A 4,086-nucleotide genomic window follows, 5' to 3' on the forward strand; every position below is an offset into this window, starting at 1 on the left:
GTTTGCTGTTTGGTGGTTTTGCACCAATGCTTTATGCTGCTACTGAACAAACTCAACAAGTTGTTGTATTACCTACGATTCAAGTGATTGGCTCACAAGAAGATTCAATTTCAAAAATTCCAGGTGCAGCGGTAATTGTAAGCCAAGAGCAAATTCAACAATTCACTCCAAGCTCTACTGAAGAAATTTTAAAACGCGTATCAGGTGTGTATGTTAAACCTGAAGAGGAGTCTGCAATTGTTGCCAATATTGGTATGCGAGGAATTAGTTCGGCTGATTACAAAACACTTATTTTAGAAGATGGTGTACCTGTAGCGGCTGGCTTATTTGTTGGAAATGGTCGTTATTATAATCCTCGTATTCAACGTATAGATAGCATTGAAGTTCTCAAGGGATCTTCTGCGTTGCGTTATGGACCTATGAATATTGGTGGTGTAGTAAATTATCGTACTAAACAACCTAAAGATGGTGCTCTTGTTGATCTATCAATTGGATCTTGGGATACCTATAAGACAACTGTTGAATTGGGTGGCAGTTCTCCAACGAAAGATAGTAATGTTGGAGCGATTTTAAGTTGGGCGAAAAGTGACGGTTTCATGGATAAAAGCTATGAAATGAAAGATGCCGTTATCAAAGCAGGTACAGCCATTGGTGATAATCAATGGGTTGGCGTTAAATTTACTCATTATGAAAATGATGCCAATATTTCATATCGTGGTCAGTTCTTGGGTGAGTATCATGCCAAGAAACAGAATAATCCTGCTCCTGATGATTGGTTCTTAACAGAGCGAAATTCTTTTGATATCAATCATCGTTGGGATATTAATCCAGATACTGAACTTCAAACATTGCTGTATTGGAGTGAAATGAATCGTGATTACTGGCGTTATGGTGTGAATGCTACAGCTTCACAAGCTGCAGGTCGTTGGATTTATACTGATAATGTAAGTGGTAATAATCGTGCTTTTGAACGTATTGGAGCGGAAACTCGTCTGATTGCAAAAAATACTATTTTTAATCTTCCTGGTGAAGCTGAGATTGGCTTGCGCGTGATGAATGAGAAAATGGATGACGTTACGATTAATGCAACTCGAGCTACACCACGCACAGGTACAACAGCAAAAGATACTAAAGATTCTGCGAAGAGTGTTGCTTTGTATGCTCAAAACCGTTTCGATATTTCAGATCAATTATCCGTAACGCCTGGTGTCCGTGTTGAACGCTATGAACAGCAACGTGATGACAAACAAAAAAATGAAACAGTTAAAACTTCAAATACCGAAGTAATGCCCGGATTAGGTGTTACCTACCAATTCATTCCAGCTGTTCAGCTTTACGCTAGTGTCTACAAGGCATTCTCACCAGCACTAAATGGTGACTCACTCAGTGGAATGAAAGATCAAAAACTAGATGCAGAAACTGCGGTAAGTTGGGAGTTGGGTTTAAGAGGTCAGCAAGATGCAGTTCGTTACGAGTTAACTGCTTTCCGTATGGACTTTGACAATCAAATTATTCCAGCCAACAGTAACTCAGATTTCCAAACGACCAATGGAGGTAAAACTTACAACCAGGGGCTTGAAGGTGCTGTAAGTTTAGAATTTGAGAATGGTTTTGATGTGTTTGCTAATCTTACATGGATTGCAAATGCTGAGTTCAAAGGCGATCGTTACAACAAAAATGGTTCACTAAAATCAAAAGATGGTGACCGTGTACCATATACACCTGAATGGGTAGCAAATCTTGGGGTAGGTTATACCTATGCAGGTCTACGTAGTCAGTTGAGTGCAAACTATACAGGTTCTCAGTTTACTGATGAATTAAATACCAAACCGATTGTAGAGAATACTTCAGGATTCTTTACTGGAAAAATCGATGCTTACACGACTGTCGATTTGACAACACGCTATACCTTGAATGATCAAGTTGAGTTTTATGGTGCAGTTAAAAACTTAGAGGACAAGCGCTATATCGCAAGTCTACGTCAAGGGATTTATGTTGGTCCTGAGCGTTCATTTGAAGCCGGTGTTCGTTATCGTTTCTAATCGATGATTCGGTAGACATAGAAAAAAGGGTTGTATTGATTAAATACAACCCTTTCTTATTTGGGGACTATATAGCAGAATTCGCTATATCGCTAAAATCTTATTTATTTGTTTAACACTTTACTCATACGAGCAAGCAGAATGACAGGGATCAAACCCACTAAAACAATTAATAATGCTGCAATTGCTCCATCTTCATATGTTCCTCTTGAGGCTTCAGCATATAACTGAGTTGCGAGGGTTTCCATATTCAAAGGTCGAAGTAACAAGGTGGCCGGCAATTCTTTCATACAATCCACAAAAATAAGTAATGCTGCAGAGATGATTGCAGGGCGGAGTAGTGGAAGATGAACTTCTTTTAATATTAAAAATTGATTTCGGCCTAAATTTTGAGCCGCGTCATCAAATACGCCATGTATACGATTATATCCAGACTCTATTCCACCAATTGCGATTGCAAGAAAGCGTACACTGTAAGCATAAACGAGGGTGAAAGTTGTTCCTAAAAAGAGTAAGCCTGTGTGAATTCCTAACTTAAATTCAAGAAAATCAGCTACCGCATGATCAATTTTTCCAAGTGATAACATAAGACCAATGGCCAACACAGTTCCAGGTATTGCATAACCTAAACTAGCAATTCGGCTAAACCATGTAATTTGGCTAAAGCGTGCCGCACTGACAATAAAAAATCCGATTGCAATTGTGATCACAGTAGCAACTGTAGCTAAAAATAAAGTGTTGATTGATGCTTGTAATAAATAGTCTGAAAAACCTGCATATTTGAAACGCTTATAAGATTCCACCAATAAATGCATGAATGGAATGAGGAAACCAATGGTGATAGGGATTAATCCAAGCGTTAAACATAAACCAGCTTTTGTGCCACTGAGTTGTTGTGCTGGCATCAATCGACTACGTTGAGCAGAGTTCATATAGCGTTGTTTGCGTCTACCCAGTCTTTCAATAACAACCAATAAAGTAATAATGATCAACATGAAAATCGCGATTTGTGCAGCATTAGCGAGATCGGATTGATTTGTCCATGTTGAATAGATCGATAAAGATAGAGTTTTGACGCCTAAAAACTCGGTTGCACCGATGTCATTGATGGTTTCCATCAAAGCTAAACTAGCCCCCACAGCGATTGCTGGGCGAGCTAAAGGAATCGCGACTCGAAAAAAAACTTGGTTCGGGTTGAGTCCTAAACTGCGTGCAACTTCAATCAAGCTAGCTGATTGCATGAGAAACATCGCACGTGTACTTAAATAGACATAGGGATATAAGACAAAACTTAATAGAAAAATACAGCCCCAAACAGAGCGAATATTCGGAAACCAAGCAGGTTGAGATTCCCAACCAAAGTTAGCTGCTAGAAAGCTTTGTACTGGTCCGATAGGATGCAAAATATCGATATAACTATAAGCGATGATATATGTTGGTATTGCAAGGGGAAGCAGCAGCGCCCAATATAAAAAAGCTCGACCTCTAAACTGATATGCGGTTACTAACCATGCGCTACCAGTCCCGATTAAAATCGTGAGTAGCCCAACACCAAATAATAAAATACTGGTATCAACCAAAGTAGGGGGCAGAACATACTGAATCAGATGCCCAAAAATATCACTATTACCCTGAATTGCTGTTAAAACCAATGCAATAACAGGCAAGCAAGCAAGTAAGGTCAATACCCCACTGAGCGATGTAAATAAATTAAAGTGATGCTTATTTTTGGTCATTAGAGATTAAGAATCTATTGAAGAGCAGGTTTAAGAAGTTTGATTGGACAGGTCAAAACAAAATGGATGACCTGTCCATAAAATCACTTAATGATTAAATTGAACTTTATCGACTAACAGATTTGCTGCTTTACGATATTTTGCAATTTCACTCAGACGGACGTTATCAATATTTAACTTTCCGAAACTTGCGATAATTGGATCAATCTTCACACCAGGTTTTACTGGATACTCATAACCACTTTGTGCATAGATTGCTTGTGCATGATCTGAGGATAAGAATTCCAATAATTGAACTGCTTCTTTAC

Annotated in this window: 2 protein-coding genes and 1 pseudogene; 1 reads left to right on the forward strand and 2 read right to left on the reverse strand. The window is 38.7% G+C overall.

The annotated features are described in order from the left end of the window. Positions 1-2: 2 nt before the first annotated feature. A complete protein-coding gene (locus tag F1544_RS27220) occupies positions 3-2,042 on the forward strand; it encodes a TonB-dependent receptor family protein (protein ID WP_506318480.1) in 2,040 nt (679 codons plus the stop codon). A gap of 104 nt (positions 2,043-2,146) precedes the next feature. Here the strand turns inward: F1544_RS27220 and F1544_RS27225 are convergent, their stop codons facing one another. Both F1544_RS27225 and F1544_RS27230 read right to left on the reverse strand, forming a co-directional pair. Next, entirely contained in the window at positions 2,147-3,778 is a 1,632-nt protein-coding gene (locus tag F1544_RS27225) for an ABC transporter permease (RefSeq protein WP_167588541.1), read from the reverse strand. 87 nt (positions 3,779-3,865) lie between these two features. Next, a pseudogene (locus tag F1544_RS27230) lies at positions 3,866-4,086 on the reverse strand (iron ABC transporter substrate-binding protein); the annotation flags it as partial.

It is taken from the genome of Kineococcus rubinsiae, from assembly GCF_011839805.1.
Classification (GTDB): Bacteria; Actinomycetota; Actinomycetes; order Actinomycetales; family Kineococcaceae; genus Kineococcus; species Kineococcus rubinsiae.

Coding starts and splice junctions, on each gene's coding strand:
- F1544_RS27225 (WP_167588541.1), bottom strand. CDS start 3,778: ATGACCAAAAATAAGCATCACTTTAATTTATTTACATCGCTCAGTGGG.